This is a genomic window from Nitrosomonas aestuarii (assembly GCF_003046585.1).
Classification (GTDB): domain Bacteria; phylum Pseudomonadota; class Gammaproteobacteria; order Burkholderiales; family Nitrosomonadaceae; genus Nitrosomonas; species Nitrosomonas aestuarii.
The window spans coordinates 35,747-54,578 of record NZ_QAAE01000004.1 but is presented as its reverse complement, the minus strand read 5'-3'; the positions used below and the strand labels follow the sequence as shown (position 1 = coordinate 54,578).

Here is an 18,832-nt window from a genome sequence, read left to right as displayed (position 1 = left end):
CCGCACCGGCGCGCCGCAGAGCTGCATCAAATACATCGTCGGCGCCTACCATGGCGCCGGTATGAGAGAGTGCGGCATGTGCACTTTCATGGTGACGGCCAACCTTCAACACAATAACCGGTTTCATGCGCGCGCATCACGAATACCTTCAACGTATAACAGGATACTTTCGGTATGGGGATCAAGTGCGAGATAATCCAGCACCTCGCCGAAACCGATATCAAGCGCATTACCCAGTGACACCACGGCGGAGAATCCTATGCTGCGCGCCATGGCCCAGTCGAGGATCGCAGTGCATAACGCGCCCGATTGTGATACCAGAGCGAGATTGCCGGAGTGCGCATTGTTTTTGCTGAAGGTGGCGTTTAACTTATTGACAGGACGAATTAAGCCGAGACAATTCGGTCCAAGGATGCGGATACCTTTGCGGCGTGCTTCTGCCAGTACAGACTTCTGATAGATACCGGCTTCGCCTTGTGCGTCCTCGAAACCGGCGGAGAGGATGATGGCAGTGCACACGCCCTGTTCACCGCATTCATGGATGATTTCCGGTATAGTTGCCACTGGCGTAGCGATTACAGCGAGGTCAACAGATTTGTCAATCGCGCGTATGGAGGGGTAACATGTCTGTTGATCCAGGTTGTTGTACTTAGGGTTGATGGGGTAAACAGGACCTGCGAAACCACTTGCGATAATATTCTGAAATAAACGGGTTCCTACTGATGCGGATTTCATGCTGGCGCCGAATACGGCAATGGCGTTAGGTGCGAATAAATAATCCAGATAATGTTGACCCATACGCTTTATTTAATCCCTGACAGTCTGTTGAAAAACTATCTGTGTTGATATTGTGGCGTTAAAAACAGGTCCAGAATGCATATTGATTATGCCCCTTGTCGGCGAAACTTGCCCCGCCAGTAACGCTGAAAAGCTAACCCGCCGGGCGATCACAGGATGCGCTGTCATCGCGCTGCGCTTTGGGACGAAACATCCTGTGAACGCTGTACCTGTCATCTCTAAGTTGTTGGAGTACTAGTGTAGCAGTTATTTTTTCATTGAAACAACGATCGTTTTGAAACCATTCTTTGGTAACCGCTTTATTTATTCAGAGAAATGTCCTGGTACCCGGTATATTATGTGAATATTGGTTATGATTATAAAACCGCAATCCTACTATCATTTAAAATATGAGCGTTTTGCCGATTGACACCTTGATCTGGATTGGCATCGTGTTTTGTATCAGTCAGTCCGCTATGTTCTCAGGTTTAAACTTGGCATTGCTGGGTATCAGCCGGCTGCATCTGGAAGTAGATGTTTCCGCCGGGAATACAGATGCGGCAAAGATTTTGATCTTGCGTAAAGATTTCAATTTCCTGCTTGCTACCATTTTATGGGGTAATGTTGGGATTAATGTTCTGCTAACGCTGTTATCCAATTCTGTCATGGCTGGGGTGGCTGCTTTTTTCTTCTCAACAATACTGATTACATTTGCTGGTGAAATATTTCCACAGGCTTATTTTTCCCGTCATGCTATGCGTATGGGGGCATTGCTTGCTCCATTGATACGCATTTATCAGGTTATTCTTTTTCCGGTTGCAAAACCTTCAGCGATGATGTTGGATTGGTGGTTAGGAAAGGAGAGTATCCCGTATTTCAGGGAACGCGATTTGCGAACCCTGATTCGCAAGCATATTGAGGCTGAAGAATCGGATGTGGAACGTCTGGAAGGTATCGGCGCCCTGAATTTTTTAGCGTTGGATGACATTTCAGTCACGCAGGAAGGAGAGCATGTCGATCCAGATAGCATAATCAGCCTGCCATCAAAAGATGGCAGGCTGATATTTCCGCAATTTGAACGGCGTGCCCTGGACCCGTTTCTGCTCGAAATCAACCGTTCCGGCAAAAAGTGGATCATTCTTATTGATGAATATGATCAGCCCCGCATGGTGTTGAATGCTAATGCCTTTCTACGTGAAGCACTGTTCGGGTCAGGGCCGGTCAATCCTTATGTTTATTGTCATCGTCCCATTATTGTCAAGGATCCAAACACTTTGCTCGGAAAGATATTATCCCGTTTGCAGGTGAATCCGAACTCGATGGTGGATGATGTCGTCGATGATGATCTTATTCTCATCTGGTCTGATGAAAAACGGGTTATTACGGGAGCAGATATTCTCGGTCGATTATTGCGTGGTATCACAAAACGCGATATTATAAAATAACATTATGTTTTATAAGTTATTTGTGTGTCGTTTAGTTTAATGTTACTCGAGCATATTAATCATTTTGCTTCCATGGCCTTTTTTATTGCTTATCCATCTTGTGTATGTCCATAATGGAACAGCGGCATGCGAAATAGCGCATCAATAACGTGCCCGTTGGATTAATAAAAAAGGGAGTGTTTCACCGTTATCTGCAAATTGATGCGTCTGGATCTATTAAGCTACGTCATGGCGTATTCACGGATTATCCAGTGAGTATTTTATTTTCTCTAATAATATGTCACGCACAAAAGGTTTGACGATTATATCCCTGGCACCAGCTTCAAGGCTCGCCATAATAAAATTTTTTTTACTTTCGCCTGTAATCATAATAATTGGAATTTTTGCAAGGCGTGTAACAGCTTTAATCTGTTTTACTATTTCTACTCCATTGATATCGGGTAACATGATATCCATTAAGATAAGATCAGGGCGTGAGTTTCGTACGATATTAAACACGTCACTACCTTTTGCTGCAAACATCAAGTTATAACTTTCTTCTTTAAGAATAGAGTTAATAATTTTATGCTGAAATTCATCGTCATCTACTATCAATAGTGATGGTTGAATGGTATTAGCAAGCGAGTTTAGCGTACGTAAAGACTCCAGATGAGTATTATTCGCTTCGCGAAATTCATTAGTCCATTGTTTGAGTGGGTTTACCGACCGCGTAAGTGTATGAAGCGGTGCTTCAATAGCGTCCCGCTTGAGTTGCCCAAGTTCGCGTTGTAACTTGTCAGCACTTTTTACCGCAACGATATCCTCTAAATTACCCTGTATGAGCCGTTGTGAAAAATTTTCAAGTGCTGAAGCTGCATGATTGGTGGCATATGTAACAGCTTGGCCGATTGCATCAATTCGATTATCTCCCTGTGCCAATTGATCTGTCAGCATTTTTTCCAGTGTTGCAATGCGTCGTACTTGAGCAGCAAAATCAGCTGCAGTTGGTGTGCTAACTCTGAGACTAGCTTGTTCACGCAATGCCAGGAAAACAGACATTGGAAGACGGGATGAATCAATCGTCATAGGCCAGAATAGTGTGTAATCGTCGAATATTCCTTCCCGGCACAGTTTGTAAGCGTGATGGATTTCATCTTTGCCGCATAAAACGATTGTGCGATGGGGTTGAAGCTGAACAGCGCAACCCTGTCGATACAATCCTAAATAATAACGCTGTGATTTCTCCAGTTCTTTAAAAACAAGTACCAGTACTTCCGGGCGATGCTGATCGAAGTCTGCTGAGGCCTGATCCGGGTCTATTGTCGTTATCGTATTAGGATAATCTGTGGAAAGTAATCTTTGCACGACATCTGCATCGCTTCTGTTGTCCGATGCTACAAGTATGGAGGCATTACTAGTCAAAGAACGATTCATAACAATTGTTTTCCTTTGGTAATATATCTAGCATGCGAGCATGAGTGTTAATTTTGGATCCAATCAAACACATCAGCAGCAGGATAGGATGCACAATAAAATAACCTTGTACCAATAGAGCATAATTTGCGGCGAATAAAAACTTCTAATCTTTGACATCTTCCACGCTAATTATCTTACCCGTACTTGTTGCAACCCTTGGTTGGTAATAATTGACGAGTTGACCTTTGTAAATCGCATCACGTACAGCCTCCGCCCCATAAACTTTACTGTTACTTTGCGGTACTTTAGTTTCCAAGGAAAAATACTTTTCAAACAATGCAGAAAAATCTGCTAATGCAAAAAGTCTACATAGTCCCCCTGGTATAGAAAGCTGATATTGCCTGGCTAGCAGCTCCGGCGACCCGAAGCGTACAGTTATTTTTCACCGCTGACCAGAATCAGGCCACCAGTATAATGCTGCCCGGCCAAGTGACGCATAAACTCAAGACCATCCATCTCTGGCCAGTCATTTAGTGAGTGATACGTAGCTAGCGCAGTAGCCGCACTCGTAAAACTAACAGAGCAAAAATACCCCAGTTCTGTGAGCATATGTGTCAGCAGTTTTTGCATGACGGACTCATCATCGAGTATCCAAATATTGTCAATCCGTTTTTTATCGTTGAGTTTTTTCCTCATCGCTGCGCTACTGCTCATTACTCTTTATAGACTTAACCAGATAACTATTCACAGAAGCCATTTCTAATTCAAACCTGGCAAACAAATCTCCCAATATCTCAGCTTCTCCATTTTTACCCGCTTGCTCGATCTGTTCGCATACATCACCCAGCCTCAGGGCGCCAACACTGCGCGCGGAAGATTTCAATTTGTGTGCGGCTTTTTTGGCTCGATCACAAAGTAAAGCTTCGCACGCAATCTGTAGCTCGCTTTCGATTCTGGTAGCACTTGTACGAAATGCGGATAACATTTCATCTATTACTGTTTCGTCATTGCCAACTAATTTTTTTAAAATATTGACATCCATAGGCGCTACTTCCGGATATGCGTTATCTTTGATTTCCGTCAGGCTGTACCATTTTTCTATTGTTTCTTTCAGAACGGCCAACTGTACTGGCTTCGAAAGATAATCATCCATTCCTAATGCTTTGCAGTGTTCAGCCTCACCCTTTAGCACATTCGCAGTGAGTGCAATAATTGGCATACGATTTAGATTTGCTTTTGTCTCTTCTGCACGTATGGCAGCGGTAAGTTGATAACCATCTATGTCAGGCATATGCACATCGGTCAGCAGCAATGCATATTTATTGGTCATCCATAGTCTGAGTGCCTCACGGCCATTATTTGCTATATCTGCCTTTATACCAAGCAAGGTTAGCTGACGTTGAATAACCTTCTGGTTAATTTCGTTATCCTCTGCAACCAGAATCGGATTACCCAAACATAGATTATTTTCAGAAACGGTCGTTTCTGTGATTGTAGCGTAAGATTCGTTACTGCTTGCCAGTTCTTCCTCTTGAGCAAAGCCGGCAGCTAAAGCCACTGTGTGTATTAAATTACGGCGAGACAGCACATTAGCATCAACTAGAAAAATGTTATCTCCTATACAACGTGGTTTTCTGCGTCTTCCACGGCCAATAACAATAATACGTATATTTTGTTGTGCATACTGATTGGTTATTGTACGAAGTAAGTCCGTTGAAAAATTTACTTTGGTATCCAATAACCAAACCCATGGTTTCCCAGATGAAGTTGTCCCGTGTACATTAACATCGTTGATACTTTCAACGTGTTGTACTTGCGCTCCTGCATGTGTTAAATAACGCGTAGCATTTGAGATGAAACCACCTTCAGAACCGATAGTAAGACATGACAATTCCGCTAAAGGCATAGATTCATTCTGTTTATCGGCGCTCCGATGTGTAAACGGCAATCGTACAAAAAAGATGCTGCCCTCATTTATTGTACTCTGAACGGTGATTTCTCCTCCCATCATATTGGCAAGCTGACGACTGATGGCCAGTCCCAGCCCGGTTCCGCCAAAACGCCGTGTAGTCGAAGATTCACCTTGCTCGAAAGCAGTAAACAACCGTAATTGCACTTCTTCACTCATGCCAATGCCGTTATCGCATACTTCGCATTGTATCCATGTCTGCCCTTGTTCAGGAGAAGCAAGCTTAACATGCACAGACACGTATCCTTGTCTTTTTAATTTGCTTGAGAATTTAATAGCATTGTTAATCAAATTATAAAGAATCTGGCGTAAACGTAATGCATCACCTTGCAATCGACCAGGAATTGCCGGGTCAACGAACATGAGTAATTCAACATTTTTTTGTTCAGCCATACGGTCAAGCAAGGCGCACACTTTTTCGGTTTCTTTCTCAATTGATAGTGGTTCATCTGCAAGTTGCAGCTTACCCGCCTCAATCTTGGAAAAATCAAGAATGTCATTGATAATGCCGAGTAGTGCAATCGCTGACTCCCTTACCAATTCGACAATTTCTACCTGATCTGGTCGTAAACTGGATTGAGTCAGTACTTCGAGCATGCCAATTACGCCATTCATTGGTGTTCGAATTTCATGGCTCATTGCAGCCAGAAAATCTGATTTTGCATGACTGGCTGCCTCAGCTTTATCTCGTGCCGCTTCGACATCAGACATTAATCGTTTTTGTTCGCGTAAGTCATGTAGTACCCCGGAAAAAAAACGCTCCCCGTCCACACTATATTCAGCGATAGTTAAACGAATTGGAAAAAAATGACCATTTTTGTGCTGTGCTTCTGTTTCTTTCTCTAATTCAAACGATTTTGCTTCTTTTGTTTGGAGCCAGCAGTTGGTTAAACTGCAAACCATTTCTGGAATCAAAAAAGTAATACTGGACCCAATAACTTCTGTTACTGTGTAACCAAAAATATGCGTTATTGCAGGATTGATCGACTGCACAATACCATTTTCATCTACGGTAAAAGCCACATCTTTTAAATTTTCCACCAGTGCGTTGGTTCTGGCATTTTGCAATTCTATTTCACGAGTACGTTTCGTTATCTGATGCTCTAAATAAAAACCATAATTCAGTGTATTGAAAGAATATGCGCTAATCAGAATCATGAATATGAGTCCAAATAATAGAAATATTATTGAACCTATTTCCCAACCAAACTCCGGTACATGAAGACTCCACATTTCAATTTGCAAACCTTCGCCTGCAAAATGTTTACTCAGTGAATATTTAAGGTCTGGCGCAGACTGAGCGGGCACCCTGTGTTCTAACAATGTCTCTGACGGATGCCAGCTAGCCATACCCTTTATCCGTAGTGCAATGTTCATATGATCCGCTGTGTTAACTAAATCTTCAAAGAACAACTGCATATTAATTTGTGCTGCTGCAAAACCAAGCAACTTGCTGTCAGGTGTCGATTTGGTATCTAAAGAAATGTCAGCAAACACGGGGTAAATCAACCACCACACTGGTTTGTTTGAATCGACTGAACTAGCTAGGGTAAGTCGTCCAGTTTTCATAGTACGCTGAAGGGCAGGCCCAGAGACTTGTTCGGCAATATCTTTACCATAAAGGTCAGCTTCATGATCTTCTGGATAGATTAATCGATGTGTAAATGTCCCAGCTGTTACGCCGTATGCTTCATTCGGGATCCAGGAAAAAGTAATGACGCATTCTGGTAATCCAGCAGTTTGATTAAAAATTACGAATTCAGAGGAAGTCAAGCTATTATTACTCTTGCTCAAGGCAGCTATGTTACGTAGGCGGTCTTCGCCAATTCTGATTGCATTTCTGGCATGAAAATTGATTTCATTGGCTTTTTCTTCAAATATAATGCGCGAATTACGCGCTTCATTATGATTGAATAAGCACAGTCCTGCTAATAGCAACGCAGCAGTACCAAACAATGAAGTGGTGACGATGACAATTCGACGTCGCCAGCCATTTCCAATGCGCATATATGACTGCGTATAAAAAATAACCGGAGCGAGTAATAATATGCCCAATATATCAAGCGTATATCCGGACATCCAAGTTATCATGATTATTGCATTGTCCTGCAATCCATGGAATTGATATAGAACAAACGTATTAATGGTGGTAGAAATCAGGCATGCAATTGGACCAGCTCTACAAAGAAAAACCGTGGTTTCCACAATATTTAAGATCTTATTAGCGTTTTTAACGAACGGTTTTGCCAGATATGCGCCGATCAGTGCCTGAGTAATCGCGCCACTTGCGGTAAAAAAAGCAGTGATTATATTGATGGCAATCGATTCTGCATCGTGAACTTGATTTACATAATGAAGGAGATCAGCCGCGAAAGCACTTATCCAGATAAATTGCCACAAACGTGGTCCCCAAATAACAAATGTTACAAAAGCGAGTCCAGCTGGTAAGCCGGTAAACAAATTGTAATAATCAGGGAGGTTAACCAGTCTACTGAAATATGCACAGGCAAAATACACCAGTGCCACAAGAAGCATTTTCATCCATGAAGGGTTTGCAAAGGGATTGCTTAATCTTGTTGCAGGTGTAGCTATGTATTCATCTAAGCCTTGTATATCTTGGGGCATCTATAGATTCAGGGGTAATTGTAAATAATACTACTAGCGTAACCGAATATTTAATAAGATTAAGTCGTGATAAGATGCTAAAAAATGATCTAAATTTGTCTATAGATATATTATTTCTGGGTCGTAGATAAGCGCATATCATGCTTCATGATGAACAGAGTCGCGACTGCGAAGATTTCGACAATCTATTGTAATCGTGAAATCGATCTGCTTTTTTTTGACAATTTTTTATTTTGAATCAGGTGATGTGGAGGGATGCCTGCGCTTTGCCAAGACAGTGTCCGTGAACACTGAAATTGGGTTGACATGCATTGAAAATCATAAAAGTCCCAGCACATCCAGGAAATATACAGCAGAGATGTGCTGGGTAACTTGCCTATATAAACTTTTACACTTTAAACAGCTCCAATCATCCGACTACGCATAATGATAATGCCATGCGCTGATTGGTGCGGTACACATCATCATGGTTAGGGCTTCGATGAATGTGTGAAATTGTACATGGTATTATATATGTATGCAAATGATTATTATTATCATTACTATTCGTAGAAAAATACTAGGGCCTAATAAACTTGGTTATTTTGTTCGGAGAAGCAGGTTTTTACCCGGATTTTCCATTAGCCCGGGTTAACACCAGACTGTGCCTGATCTTCTGCGGCGTTTTTATTCGGGCTTCCGAGCATAGTTCCCTTATGTTATATGCAATGCCCGTTACCATCAGCCCAAGAGTATGTTCAGTGAGTGACTTTCCGGGCCGAGTAAGGACATTTTCTGACAGTCGTAAGTGATTCCTGATTTTAATTTCTAATATCGATATGCCAGGCAGCTTTAGCGGGAATTCGATTCTGCAGTGTCTCTGTTAACAATCAAATATACTGAAACAAATTTTAATCGGTTTTCGTTTTCGTTTCCGGCATCATATTTTGCGGTACTCTGGGGTTTGAAAAGTGTATGTTCTCAGGTGAGGTGGTGCCGCCGGTCACTACAAATGTCATCGCTTCTTCCGTGCTCCAATTAGTCATGACGACATCTTTAATAGGCACAATTTCAATATAACCTGAAGTAGGATTGGGCGAGGTGGGAACATAGACCGCTGCCAGTTTCTCCCCTGTTTCAGTGTCATGCATGACCTTGGTGATAAAGCCGATGGCCTTCATCTCGGAAGATGGAAAGCTAATAAGCACGACTCTGCGTCCGGTAACAGGTGGCTGGCTCAAGGTGTGCAAGAAACGTTTGGTGGCGCCATATATAGTTTGTACTAATGGCAGGCGTGCCAGGATATCTTCGTATAGACCAATTACTTTTTTGCCAATCACGAATGAAGCCAATAGTCCGATGCCGTACAGACTGGCAATCGTCAGCAGTGCGGCAACGCCTTGCTGGAAGCTGGAATCGAGCAGCCAACTGGCGATGGTGTCCGAATGTGGACGCACTGCGCGTGCCAGTCCTTTCAGTAAGGGTTCACCCATTTGTGCCAGCATTTTTAGTACAAACTCAAAAACCAGCCAGGTGACCCAGAGTGGTGCGATTGTCAGTGCGCCTATCAGCACATACCGTCCAATATGCGCCGAACGTTCGGTTTGTTGTATGTTATTGTTGCGCGTGTCATTCATAACGATGTACTGTTCCTGTTCATTGTTCTTTTGGAGTTCTGGATTTTTGAGCTATTGGTCAGTGCTATCTGGCGGGTTTGACCTTTCATTATTGAAAAAATATGCTGCAAAAAAATAATGCTAACAAGAAAAGAAAATGGTATTTTCACAACACAGTATTATCAAAACGGCCATTTGCTGGTAAGCAGGATTTGTTCTTGATAGAATCGCCACGCGAGGGTTCTTTATTTTTTACTGAAATTTTACTTACTTAACTTGTGTTAGATCAAATTTAAATCGGTAATTGATTTTCCTGAATACACAGGTGTAAGCATAAACCAAAATAACTTTGAAGAGTGGGATCTTTTTTATACACCAGGATTTATCAATCAAATTAATTTATTATCCATAACATCTTTATCAGGATGCATTTTATAAGGAATGAAAAGGGGCTCTTATGTCATATAGTTCTACACAAATCAATAAACTCCTAAATAGTCTGGAAAAGCATCTGGCTGATGAACATCCAGATAATCCTATACTGGCAAAAGCAGTCAAAAGTTTCAGAAAAATGGATTATATCGGCTATAGTATGGGGTTGCTTAGCAGAGATGAATCTTATGCAACCTGCGTTACCTGGTGGCCGATGATTGCCGTTTTAGGTACTTTTTCTGCAGGTAAATCAACTTTTATCAACACACATTTGGGTCTGAAATTACAACGAACCGGTAATCAAGCCGTAGATGATAAGTTTACGGTTATCTGTTACAGCCGCCATAATCAGGCCAAAACGTTGCCCGGTGTTGCACTGGATGCTGATCCGCGTTTTCCTTTCTTTCATATCAGCAAAAGTATTGAAGAAATTTCTGAAGCTGGACAGGAGCGTATTGATGCCTATCTGCAACTAAAAACCTGCCCGTCCGAAAAAATACGCGGTAAAATCCTGATTGATTCTCCGGGTTTTGATGCCGATAGTCAGCGTGCTTCGACGCTGCGTTTGACCCAGCATATTATAAATCTTTCTGATCTGGTGTTGGTGTTTTTTGATGCCCGCCACCCCGAACCGAAGGCCATGCAAGATACGCTTGCTTATCTGGTTTCTGCGAGTGTTAATCGCGCTGACGCAAACAAATTTTTGTATATTCTCAATCAGATGGACGTTACTGCACAGGAAGATAACCCCGAAGAAGTGGTGTCTGCCTGGCAGCGCTCGCTGGCAGAAGTTGGTTTAATCGCTGGTCGCTTCTATCGTATTTATAATCCAGACGTTGCGGTGCCGATAAGCGATCCTCAAGTCAGGGAACGTTTTGAGAAGAAACGTGAAGAGGATATGGCGGACATTTATGCGCGAATGCAGCAAATTGAAGTTGAGCGTTCGTATCGTATAGTCGGAAAGCTCGAGCAAACAGCAAAAGCCATTAAAAACCAGGCGATGGTCAAGTTGGTAGAAATGCTGGGTGAATGGCGAAGCAAAGTACTTCTACTGGACGGCGTGATCTTTTCAACTTTGACAATTCTTGCCGGAACGGCTTTGCATTTCACTGAATCATGGGATTTGTTGGGCGCGTTTATACCCGGTGAGTCATTTTCTCTTGTAGCGCTGCTGGTATTGCTTGGCGGTTTGGGTTTTATTCATTTTACGATTCGCAGACGGGTTGCAAACAAGATCAAGAAAAAGCTCGTGCAGGAAATGGGTAGTGATCATGAAACCTGCAAGCAATACACACAGGCTTTCAGCAAGAGTACGGCAGCCTACAGATCCATGCTTTTTAAAAAACCAGCTGGCTGGAATGAGGTCACTGAGCAAACAATTGATGAAATTATTGATGAATCCAATGATTATATTCAGGAATTGAATGATCAATTTACCAATCCGTCCGGTAATGATGGAGAAAATGTACAGGTTTTATCAAGTTAGGCTTTATTAATAAGGTGCCGATAGGGGGCAACAGGTAAAACTAAGCCTGTTAATTATTTTATCGATTAATCTGGATTCGGTTTGTTTTCGCTATTTAATATCAATAGATATGTTTTTAGAAAATAGAATTTAAACTGAAAGATACTTTGATCTGTTTTGGACAAGGACCATATTAAAGAGTAAAATTTCGCGTTTTTATATATTACATTAGGTATTAATTGGAGAAATATATGTCAGTTACAACTGATCAGAAAGCACAGGTCGTGCGTGATTTTCAGAGAAGCGAGAGCGATACTGGTTCCCCGGAGGTTCAGGTGGCGCTTTTAACGACCCGAATTAATGATTTGATCGGTCATTTTAAAACACATGTCAAGGATCACCATTCGCGCCGTGGCCTCTTGCGTATGGTCGGCCGCCGCCGTAAATTGCTTGATTATCTGAAACGCCAAAATGTTGATGCCTACAGAACGTTGATTGATCGACTCGGTTTACGCAAGTAATAAAACGCAAAATACTATATCCGGATAGTTAAATCAAACAGCTGCTGTAAAGCGCAGCGCAGTTAAATTGGCTAAACGGATATGAATTCAAGAAAAAAGGATTGTTAATTGAAACCTATCAAGAAGAGCATTACTTACGGGCGTCATCAACTCACTCTGGAAACGGGCGAGATCGCAAGGCAAGCACATGGCGCAGTTATGGTGACAATGGACGATACAGTTGTGTTAGTGACTGTTGTTGGTGCAAAAAATGTGAGTCCTGGACAGGATTTTTTTCCGCTCACAGTTGACTATCAGGAAAAGTTTTATGCTGCGGGGAGAATACCCGGCAGTTTCTTTAAGCGCGAGGGGCGTCCTTCAGAAAAAGAAACATTGACTTGCCGGCTTATTGACCGTCCTATACGCCCGCTCTTTCCGGATGGTTTTTATAATGAAGTGCAGGTTGTGGCTACTGTGCTGTCGTCGAATGAAGAAGTGGATGCGGATATACCTGCAATCATCGGCACATCGGCGGCGCTCGTGTTGTCTGGTATTCCTTTTGATGGCCCGATTGGCGCTGCACGTGTCGGCTATATCAATAACGAATATGTATTGAATCCAACGACGACCGAACTGAATGATACCCAATTGAACCTCGTCGTGGCCGGGACGCAACAGGCAGTATTGATGGTCGAGTCCGAAGCGATGGAACTGTCAGAGGATACTATGTTGGGCGCGGTGATGTATGGTCATGAGCAAATGCAGGCGATTATTAATGTAATTAATGAGCTGGCAGATGAAGCAGGTGTAGCGGCTTGGGAATGGACGCCGCCGGAAAAAGACACTGCTTTGGAAGAAAAGATTGCTCAATTGGCGGAACAAGACTTACGGCAGGCCTTCAAGATTAAGCAAAAACAGGCGCGTACAGAAGCCATTGCGGCTGTGCGTCAAAAAAGTGCAGAAGAAATTGGCGTGGGTAACGACGATGGACCCGAGCCGCGCGCATTTGAGGAAGCATTCTTTGCACTCGAGTCTAAAATTGTTCGCAACCAGATTTTGGATGGCGAGCCTCGTATCGATGGTCGCGGCACGCGTACCGTAAGGCCTATTACAATACGCAACGGCGTGTTACCGCGTACGCATGGCTCAGCGCTCTTTACACGCGGCGAAACGCAAGCCTTAGCCGTTGCAACATTAGGGACTGCGCGTGATGAACAGAGAATTGACTCTCTGCAGGGTGATTATTCTGAGCGTTTTATGCTGCATTATAATATGCCGCCATATGCGACGGGTGAAACCGGCCGTGTTGGTACGCCTAAACGTCGTGAGATCGGTCATGGCCGACTGGCGAAACGTGCATTGATTGCAGTGCTGCCTTCCCAGGAAGAATTTGGTTATTCTCTGCGCGTGGTTTCCGAAGTTACAGAATCGAATGGTTCCAGTTCAATGGCGTCAGTATGTGGCGGCTGCTTGGCGCTGATGGATGCTGGTGTGCCTTTAAAAGCGCATGTTGCGGGAATTGCCATGGGACTGATTAAAGATGGAAAGCGTTTTGCAGTGCTCACCGACATTCTGGGTGATGAAGATCATCTAGGTGATATGGATTTTAAAGTGGCAGGAACGGAAAACGGTATTTCCGCTTTACAAATGGATATCAAGATACAGGGTATTACCAAAGAAATCATGCACGCAGCACTGTTACAGGCGCGGGAAGGACGTTTACATATCCTGGAAATCATGAAAGAAGCGATGCCCGTCACACGTGACAGTATTTCCATTCATGCGCCACGGATCATTAAAATTAAAATCAATCCGGAAAAAATACGGGATGTCATTGGGAAAGGCGGTGCGGTTATTCGAGCTTTGACCGAAGAAACTGGTACAACTATCGACATTACGGACGAAGGCCAGGTAACAATTGCATGCGTCAATGCCGAAAATGGAGAGCTTGCCAGAAAACGGATCGAGGATTTGACCGCAGAAGTAGAAGTTGGCAGAATCTACGATGGTGCAGTGCTTAAATTACTTGATTTTGGAGCGATTGTGAGTGTGCTGCCGGGTAAAGACGGATTGCTGCATATTTCACAAATTGCCAATGAGCGTGTAAACAACGTGTCAGACCACTTGAGTGAAGGCCAGTCAGTGCGTGTTAAAGTACTCGAAGCAGATGATAAAGGCCGCTTGAGGCTCAGTATGAAAGCGGTAACAAATGAAGAAGCAGTTGATGTTGTGGACACGGCAATCGAAACAACCGATACGACTGAAAACTAAGAATTTAACGGACTATTAGTTGTCACTCAGCATGTTAATGACTGTCAAGCAGGCCATTAACATGCAGTCACATGATAAGAGGCAATTCTCTTTGCACTGAGGAGACTTCGGCGTCCTGTAGTGTGTGGATAGAAGAAAGTGTGCTGACTTTTACGCCAAGCAGGCGCACTTTTCTTGAAAGTGGTATTCGTTTCAGACATTTTCCCGCAGCATGGCGTATTTGTACGGGATCGGTTACATATGTAGTCAGAGTTATATCCCGTGTTATCGTATGAAAATCTTCAAATCGCAGTTTAATGCTGATGGTGCGTCCTGTATAGCCTTTGCGCTTTAAATCCTCGCCAACCTGCACGCATAGCGCTGTGAATGATTTTGACAAGATTGCACGATCATGGTGTGGATGAAGGTCGCGATCAAACGTGGTTTCTCTGCTGATTGATTTTGGTTCTGTGTGCGTTATCACCGGACGATGATCAATGCCGCGTGATGCTTCATGTAACCAGATGGCATAGCTGCGTCCAAAATAGGTTTGCAATAAACTCAATTCAGCGCATGCCAGTTCGGCAATGGTTGTAATTCCCAATCGTGCTAGTTTTTGAGTTGCTTTAGGACCAATTCCATTTATTTTGTTTACAGGAAGCGGCCAGATTCGGTCGGGAATGTCGACTGCATCAAGAATGGTAATGCCATCGGGTTTTTTGAGATTTGAACAGATTTTTGCTAACAGCTTGTTTGGGGCGATCCCGATCGAACAGGAAAGTCTGACAGACTTGTGGACAGTTTGCTTGATTTGTTGTGCAAGGGTGATCGTGTCATCAGGTAGATCGCTGAGATCGATATAAATTTCATCAATACCCATGTTTTCAATCTGCGGCGCAATGCTGGTCACAGCAGTCTTAAACAGACGGGAATAGTGGCGGTAAGCGCTAAAATCAACCGGTAATAGAATCGCATCTGGCGCCAGTTGCGCGGCTTTCATAATACCCATGCCGGAGAAAACACCAGCTGCGCGCGCTTCATAAGTTGCCGTTGTGATAACGCCGCGACCTGCATAGTCACGTAATCGAAAAAAATGTCTATTGCCGTCAGCCTGCAATACAGGTTTTTGTTTGTCACAGCCAGCGATGACAACAGGCAGCCCACGCAATTCAGGATAACGCAATAGCGCAACGGATGCATAAAAAGCATCCATGTCCAGGTGTGCAATACGGCGCTTAATAGCTTGTTGCTGCAATGGGTGTTGTTCGGAGGAATTCATAGGGGTACTAATCGAAATAATAACTTTATTTGACGTATCTGTGATCAGGATAATTGATTATGATAAATTAAATCATAAATCAAAGGCAGTGAGTATGATTTTGTCTGGCGCAACAATTTTTGTGAATTAATAATGAAGGTGAAACCAAAATTAAAAGGTTGTCCGTGCGGCGGTCACAAAGCATATTCCGATTGCTGCGGCAGCTATCTGGATAACGCCAAAGTACCTGCAACAGCTGAAATTTTAATGCGCTCGCGTTATGCGGCGTATACATTGAAACGTGAAGATTATCTTCTGGCAACCTGGCATTGCAGTACGCGTCCAGTCTCACTTGAATTGGCTGATCAATCACACGATCAATGGCTGGGGCTAGCTGTGAAGCGTCATGAGCAATTGACGCCCAAAGATGCAATTGTTGAATTTGTGGCGCGTTACAAAGTGGGTGGGCGTGCCTATCGTTTGCATGAAATTAGTCGTTTTGTTTGTGACAACGGGCGGTGGTTTTATGTGGATGGTGATATTATTTAAAATATCGGGATGCGATAGAGATAGGCACGATGGATAACAAAACTTATAAAAAAGAGCTGTACACGCTGCAGGTAGAGCTAGTGAAGTTTCACAAAAGCGTGATTGAACAGGAAAAGAAGGTCTGCCTTCTTTTTGAAGGAAGGGATGCGGCCGGTAAGGATGGCATCATCAAGCGTTTCAGAGAACATCTCAGTCCAAGAGAAGCACGTACCGTCGCACTGGGGATACCTTCAGATCGTGAGAAGAGTGCGTGGTATTTTCAGCGATTCGCGCCGTTTTTGCCGGTTGCGGGAGAAATCGTGTTCTTTAACCGCAGCTGGTATAACCGTGCCGGTGTCGAACGGGTAATGAATTTTTGCAACGACCGCGAATGCCAAAAATTTATGGATGAGGTTGGTAATTTTGAACATCTGCTGACACAGGCTGATTTCATTTTTTTTAAGTACTATCTTGATATCTCAAAACAGGAACAGAAGAAACGGCTCAAAGCGCGCAGGGAAAGTCCGCTCAAACAGTGGAAAATAAGTCCTATCGACAAAAAAGCGCAAACCATGTGGCACGCGTATTCAGAGGCCAGGGATATTATGTTCGTAAAAACCCATTTTGTATACGCGCCGTGGTATATCGCGCACTGCGATAACAAAAAAAGTACCCGCATCAATGTCATTAAACATTTTTTAAGTCATGTGGATTATCAGGGCAAACAAAAGGAAAAGCTGATTTATGATCCATCCATTGTGTTTGAATTTGATCCCTTGTGTTATGAGAAAGGAATGATTGCGACTTGACAATCTGTCGGCTTTTTCATTTTTGTCTGGTCAGACAGGATGTTGTCTACACCGCTTGGCCGGCAGCATAGCCGGATGACCAGGCCCATTGAAAATTGAAACCACCCAATTGTCCGGTAACATCAACAACTTCACCAATAAAGTAAAGTCCGGGTACTTGCGTGGCTTCCATCGTTTTGGAAGATAATGCATGGGTATCAACGCCGCCCACCGTCACCTCGGCTTTTTTATAACCCACTGTGCCACTGGGAACGACTTGCCAGTCATGTATCTTTTCGGCAATTCGCTTCAGTGTGCTATCACGAAACTGTCTGACCGGTTTGTTGGACAAGTGCGATAAGGACAGCTGAGTCAGCATCATATCGCACCAGGCATGTACAAGACGTCTGGGTAAGTAGTTGGCGAGCAGATTAGATAACAGTTGATCGCTTTGTTTTTTTGTATGAAAAATATCCATCAATGCTTGCTGCGGAAGCAGATTGATATGGATGGCTGTACCAGGCCTCCAGTAAGATGAAATCTGCAAAATAGCTGGGCCGCTAAGTCCGCGATGCGTCCATAATATGTTCTCACGAAATGAAGCGCTCTGACAGTTGACTTCGGTGTCAGTCACGATGCCGGAAATATCCTTGAAACAGGAAAAATCATTTTGAGAGAAAGTCATACCTACCAGCCCCGGTCGAAGCGCTGTAACCGGAATGTTAAATTGACGAGCGATCCGGTAGCCAAAATCGCTGGCGCCAATTTGCGGTATTGACAATCCCCCGGTGGCGATTACCAATGAGTGTGCAATTAAGGTATTACCTTCGGTTTGGATAGTAAACCGCTTATTATTTATGTGATCTGCATCGTCATGATTGAGCTGTTTCACAGCTGATACTTTGGATGGTATTTTCCAGGTAACGCCGGCAGCATCGCATTCTTTTTTTAACAAATCGATAATCTGTTGTGAACTGTTGTCACAAAATAATTGCCCGAGTTTCTTCTCGTGATAACGTACACCATACTTTTCAAGCAATGCGATAAAATCGTTCGGTGTAAAGCGGGCCAGTGCCGATCGGCAAAAATGTGGGTTATTTGACAGAAAATTCTCGGGTTTGGTATGCCGGTTGGTAAAGTTACACCGCCCCCCGCCTGATATCCGGATTTTTTCGGCAAGCCTGGGCGAATGATCCAACAGCAGTACAGAGCGACCACGTTTGCCGGCCTCTATAGCGCACATCATTCCTGCCGCCCCTGCGCCAATTATGATGACATCTGCATGACTGACGGACTTCTTTATCAAGTTTTAAATCCGGCGTGTGAGAGCAGATAGCTTATGATTGAATCTGGATGTCTGCAATCAGCCAAAGTCAAATTGTGATTGATAACAATCTAAACTTGGCCGGGCGTTACATATTGAACCAGCTGTAGGCCATCATGATAACGAATAGCAGAATTGATACGCCAATGCGAATACTGAGTGACTTGACCATGCGCGTTGAATCACCGCTGTCTTTATACATGTAATAAAGTGCGGAACCCAGGCTGTATAAAATAATGAGAAATAATATCGCTGCTAAAATGTTCAATGGCTTACCTCTAGTTAGCGAGTTAAAATCAAGACAGCTAGTTTAGCCGAGATTTGCGGATTATCCAATGGGAATTTGAAAAGTGCATTGAGCAATAAGTTGAATCCACGTAACATAACGCCAACACGACAACCGGGAGACAGGGCAGGGTTGAATGTGGATTTCACGCGAGTTTGATCTAAATCAGGTTGGTTTTTGTTAGCAGGTATAAAA

Annotated in this window: 13 protein-coding genes and 1 pseudogene; 6 read left to right on the top strand and 8 right to left on the bottom strand. The window is 43.4% G+C overall.

Annotation, left to right across the window (positions count from 1 at the left end):
- Positions 1–13 precede the first annotated feature (13 nt).
- Positions 14–735: pseudogene (locus C8R11_RS17050) on the bottom strand (CoA-binding protein); the annotation flags it as partial.
- 452 nt (positions 736–1,187) lie between these two features.
- Here C8R11_RS17050 and C8R11_RS04860 point away from each other — a divergent pair.
- On the top strand, positions 1,188–2,222 hold the full coding sequence (locus C8R11_RS04860; RefSeq protein WP_219908542.1) for a DUF21 domain-containing protein: 1,035 nt from the start codon (positions 1,188–1,190) through the stop codon (positions 2,220–2,222).
- 237 nt (positions 2,223–2,459) lie between these two features.
- Here C8R11_RS04860 and C8R11_RS04855 read toward each other — a convergent pair whose 3' ends face one another.
- The 4 genes from C8R11_RS04855 to C8R11_RS04840 all read right to left on the bottom strand — a co-directional run bounded on the left by C8R11_RS04855 (position 2,460) and on the right by C8R11_RS04840 (position 9,827).
- Entirely contained in the window at positions 2,460–3,635 is a 1,176-nt protein-coding gene (locus tag C8R11_RS04855; protein ID WP_107794728.1) for a response regulator, read from the bottom strand.
- A 417-nt stretch (positions 3,636–4,052) separates the two neighbouring features.
- Positions 4,053–4,331: a response regulator gene (locus C8R11_RS04850; protein WP_146159072.1), complete on the bottom strand. Its 279-nt coding sequence runs from the start codon at positions 4,329–4,331 to the stop codon at positions 4,053–4,055.
- Complete coding sequence (locus tag C8R11_RS04845) at positions 4,321–8,211, bottom strand: ATP-binding protein (protein ID WP_107794726.1); 3,891 nt, start codon at positions 8,209–8,211, stop codon at positions 4,321–4,323. Before C8R11_RS04845 ends, C8R11_RS04850 begins: the two co-directional genes overlap by 11 nt.
- Before the next feature lie 890 nt (positions 8,212–9,101).
- Positions 9,102–9,827, bottom strand: a complete 726-nt coding sequence (locus C8R11_RS04840) for a DUF502 domain-containing protein (protein WP_107794725.1) — start codon at positions 9,825–9,827, stop codon at positions 9,102–9,104.
- Positions 9,828–10,263: 436 nt separating this feature from the next.
- On the opposite strand from C8R11_RS04840, the gene C8R11_RS04835 reads away from it, so the two are divergent.
- From C8R11_RS04835 to pnp, 3 genes are all read left to right on the top strand, one after another.
- Positions 10,264–11,724 (top strand): dynamin family protein, encoded by a 1,461-nt coding sequence (locus C8R11_RS04835; RefSeq protein WP_107794724.1) that lies wholly within the window; start codon positions 10,264–10,266, stop codon positions 11,722–11,724.
- A gap of 230 nt (positions 11,725–11,954) precedes the next feature.
- Positions 11,955–12,224: a 30S ribosomal protein S15 gene (gene rpsO, locus C8R11_RS04830; protein WP_090702087.1), complete on the top strand. Its 270-nt coding sequence runs from the start codon at positions 11,955–11,957 to the stop codon at positions 12,222–12,224.
- A 108-nt stretch (positions 12,225–12,332) separates the two neighbouring features.
- Positions 12,333–14,474 carry a polyribonucleotide nucleotidyltransferase gene (gene pnp, locus C8R11_RS04825; protein WP_107794723.1) on the top strand — a complete coding sequence of 714 codons (2,142 nt, stop codon included), beginning with the start codon at positions 12,333–12,335 and terminating at the stop codon, positions 14,472–14,474.
- Positions 14,475–14,541: 67 nt separating this feature from the next.
- Here pnp and dinB read toward each other — a convergent pair whose 3' ends face one another.
- On the bottom strand, positions 14,542–15,732 hold the full coding sequence (gene dinB, locus C8R11_RS04820) for a DNA polymerase IV (RefSeq protein WP_107794722.1): 1,191 nt from the start codon (positions 15,730–15,732) through the stop codon (positions 14,542–14,544).
- 132 nt (positions 15,733–15,864) lie between these two features.
- Here dinB and C8R11_RS04815 point away from each other — a divergent pair, with 132 nt between their 5' ends.
- A complete protein-coding gene (locus C8R11_RS04815) occupies positions 15,865–16,260 on the top strand; it encodes a YchJ family protein (protein ID WP_107794721.1) in 396 nt (131 codons plus the stop codon).
- A gap of 29 nt (positions 16,261–16,289) precedes the next feature.
- Positions 16,290–17,048, top strand: coding sequence for a polyphosphate kinase 2 (gene ppk2 / locus C8R11_RS04810; protein WP_107794720.1), 759 nt, complete (start codon positions 16,290–16,292; stop codon positions 17,046–17,048).
- A 46-nt stretch (positions 17,049–17,094) separates the two neighbouring features.
- Here the strand turns inward: ppk2 and C8R11_RS04805 are convergent, their stop codons facing one another.
- Positions 17,095–18,273: a BaiN/RdsA family NAD(P)/FAD-dependent oxidoreductase gene (locus C8R11_RS04805; RefSeq protein ID WP_107794855.1), complete on the bottom strand. Its 1,179-nt coding sequence runs from the start codon at positions 18,271–18,273 to the stop codon at positions 17,095–17,097.
- Positions 18,274–18,439: 166 nt separating this feature from the next.
- Positions 18,440–18,619 carry a twin transmembrane helix small protein gene (locus tag C8R11_RS04800; protein WP_090702076.1) on the bottom strand — a complete coding sequence of 60 codons (180 nt, stop codon included), beginning with the start codon at positions 18,617–18,619 and terminating at the stop codon, positions 18,440–18,442.
- Positions 18,620–18,832 lie beyond the last annotated feature (213 nt).

What these genes read in the sequence shown, in the direction of transcription:
- C8R11_RS04855 (WP_107794728.1), bottom strand. Translation starts at nt 3,635, where the DNA reads ATGAATCGTTCTTTGACTAGTAATGCCTCCATACTTGTAGCATCGGAC.
- C8R11_RS04835 (WP_107794724.1), top strand. Translation starts at nt 10,264, where the DNA reads ATGTCATATAGTTCTACACAAATCAATAAACTCCTAAATAGTCTGGAA.
- C8R11_RS04850 (WP_146159072.1), bottom strand. Translation starts at nt 4,331, where the DNA reads ATGAGCAGTAGCGCAGCGATGAGGAAAAAACTCAACGATAAAAAACGG.
- C8R11_RS04845 (WP_107794726.1), bottom strand. Translation starts at nt 8,211, where the DNA reads ATGCCCCAAGATATACAAGGCTTAGATGAATACATAGCTACACCTGCA.
- C8R11_RS04860 (WP_219908542.1), top strand. Translation starts at nt 1,188, where the DNA reads ATGAGCGTTTTGCCGATTGACACCTTGATCTGGATTGGCATCGTGTTT.
- C8R11_RS04805 (WP_107794855.1), bottom strand. Translation starts at nt 18,273, where the DNA reads ATGATGTGCGCTATAGAGGCCGGCAAACGTGGTCGCTCTGTACTGCTG.
- dinB (WP_107794722.1), bottom strand. Translation starts at nt 15,732, where the DNA reads ATGAATTCCTCCGAACAACACCCATTGCAGCAACAAGCTATTAAGCGC.
- ppk2 (WP_107794720.1), top strand. Translation starts at nt 16,290, where the DNA reads ATGGATAACAAAACTTATAAAAAAGAGCTGTACACGCTGCAGGTAGAG.
- C8R11_RS04840 (WP_107794725.1), bottom strand. Translation starts at nt 9,827, where the DNA reads ATGAATGACACGCGCAACAATAACATACAACAAACCGAACGTTCGGCG.
- rpsO (WP_090702087.1), top strand. Translation starts at nt 11,955, where the DNA reads ATGTCAGTTACAACTGATCAGAAAGCACAGGTCGTGCGTGATTTTCAG.
- C8R11_RS04815 (WP_107794721.1), top strand. Translation starts at nt 15,865, where the DNA reads ATGAAGGTGAAACCAAAATTAAAAGGTTGTCCGTGCGGCGGTCACAAA.